Annotated in this window: 2 protein-coding genes; both read right to left on the bottom strand. The window is 52.6% G+C overall.

Translation table 11 applies throughout. The annotated features are described in order from the left end of the window. Positions 1-1,471, bottom strand: a 1,471-nt coding sequence (locus H5U08_RS16525; RefSeq protein WP_297035572.1) for a VCBS repeat-containing protein, incomplete at its 3' end; no start/stop codon positions are given. Between the two features lie 61 nt (positions 1,472-1,532). Continuing rightward, positions 1,533-2,175: tetratricopeptide repeat protein (locus tag H5U08_RS16520; protein ID WP_297035569.1), on the bottom strand; the 643-nt coding region annotated here is incomplete at its 5' end.

Here is a 2,175-nt window from a genome sequence, read left to right as displayed (position 1 = left end):
CATGGACCTCGTCATATTGAACAAGCTCGCCCGCCACGACCTTTACCCGGCTCCCCACTCCGAAACAATTCTTTCCCGACTGACGGAGGTCTATCTGGATCCAGTGATTGTCTGTTTCCGTCACATTCCGCAGAACATCGGCGTAATCCTGAGAGTTCAGAATGACGATATCCACACGACCGTCCAGGTCAAGGTCCGCGAAAGCGACACCCCGGGTTGACTTCACCAGCTTCGGCAGATCTCCCGCGGTCGCGCTCACATCCACGAATTTACCGCCGTCGTTGCGGAGAACGGTATTCGCTACCCGGTAGGCCGTTGTATCGTCGATCTCCTCAATTCTATCGTTAATATGACCGTTTCCGATGAAGATATCTTTGTCGCCATCGTTATCAAAATCCACCAGACCAACCCCCCAATTGACATACGGATACACTTTTCCGCCGGCCCCTGTACTGAACGTTGTGTCCTCGAAAAATCCGTCTCCGGTGTTTTTATAAAGAACAGGCCACTCGTTTTGATAGTCCGACATAAACAGATCCAACCACCCATCATTATTGTAGTCTCCGCAATCCACTCCCATACTTGCGTTCTCGTCCCCGTAGCCGTTATAGGCAACACCCCTTTCCAGAGCCGATTCCGTAAAATGTCCCTTACCATCGTTGATGAAAAGAAAATTGGCCCGAACATCGTTCCCCACGAATATATCGGTATCCCCGTCGTTGTCGAAATCACCTGCCACCATGCCCATGCTTGTGCCCGCCACTGTGCCGATTCCCGAAATCTCCGTTATGTCTCGAAACGTTCCGTCCCCATTGTTCTTAAAAAGAGTATCTTTATCAGGAGGATATTCCTCCGGACTGCCATACACAGGAATGCCCGTCAATTGATGGAACACGTGCCTGCTTTCATCGAACACAATATAATTGCCCACGTAGAGGTCGAGCCATCCATCGGCGTCAATGTCCAGAAAAAGGGCGCCGGCGCCGACCCGCGATCCGTTGTCCACGCCCGCCTGCACAGTCACGTCCGAAAAGGTTCCATCTTTATTATTCCGATATAATACGTTTCTGCCGTAATTATTCACAAACAGGTCGAGACATCCATCGTTGTTGTAATCCCCTGCCACCACCCCCAATCCATAACCGGTATCTCCCGCTCCCGCTTCAGCGGTCACATCCGTGAAATGAAACCCACCGTCATTTCGGAACAATTTGTTCGTGGGTTTCTCCTGTTTTGGGCAACCAGCAAGCGGAGCGCCGTTAAGAAAGTAGATATCGTCATCCCCGTCACCGTCGTAGTCGAAAAGACACAGGCCAGCCGACACCGTTTCCACAATGTAATACTTGCCACAGCCGCCGTGCGTGTGCCGAAAGTTGACGCCACTTTGTTGCGTGACGTCCTGGAAAACCAGGCGGACGGGCTCCTTTGCCCACATCTCCGCAGGGGCAAGAAGCAGGAAGAAAACACCCAAAACACAAATTGCCAGAGACGGACCAATCTTATCGCAACAAAATGAGGCCGGGGATAGACAGTTATATTCCATGTTGCAAGAACCGAGCTAGCTTCTGGGCGAGGTCATGAGAAGGGTCGATCGCCAGCGCCTTTTCCACATTGCGTGTGGCCTGTTCCAAGTCACCAAGTTCCGCACACGCAACAGCGAGCACGATGAAATAATCGGGCCGCGGAGATAATCGGACGGCCCTTTCGGCCAGCCGTCGAGCCTCTTCAAAGTTTTCTCTTTTTTGCAGGTAAGCCTGCGCCAATCCAGCATAGGCTGCATCTTCATTCGGGTCCAGTGCGAGTGCCTGCTTGAACGAGGCAACAGCTTTGTCGAAGTTTCCCATCTGCAGGTAGAATATGCCCTCCGCAACCCGATGGGCAGCATAACGAGGTTCCAGCTCCACGAGCTGTCGCGCGATGGCAAGCCCTTCGGCGGCTCGTCGCTGCCGCTGGTAGAGAACCACGAGAGCTTGCCGACTCACCACATCCTTTGGTGAAAGAGATGCGGCCATCAGCCAGCATTCTTCGGCTCGGTCGTCAACACCGTGATTGGAAAAGATGACTCCCGCCTGATGAAAAATACTTGCGACTGTCTGACGGACGAATTCATCGCTTTCCACTCGCAGGACAGCGGCGTTCGCTTGCTGATCATGCGCCTTCAGTTTTTGAAAAATT

This window comes from Thermogutta sp. (genome assembly GCF_014359955.1).
Classification (GTDB): domain Bacteria; phylum Planctomycetota; class Planctomycetia; order Pirellulales; family Thermoguttaceae; genus Thermogutta.
The sequence above is the reverse complement of the archived record's forward strand: the minus strand, read 5'-3'. Positions and strand labels throughout refer to the sequence as shown.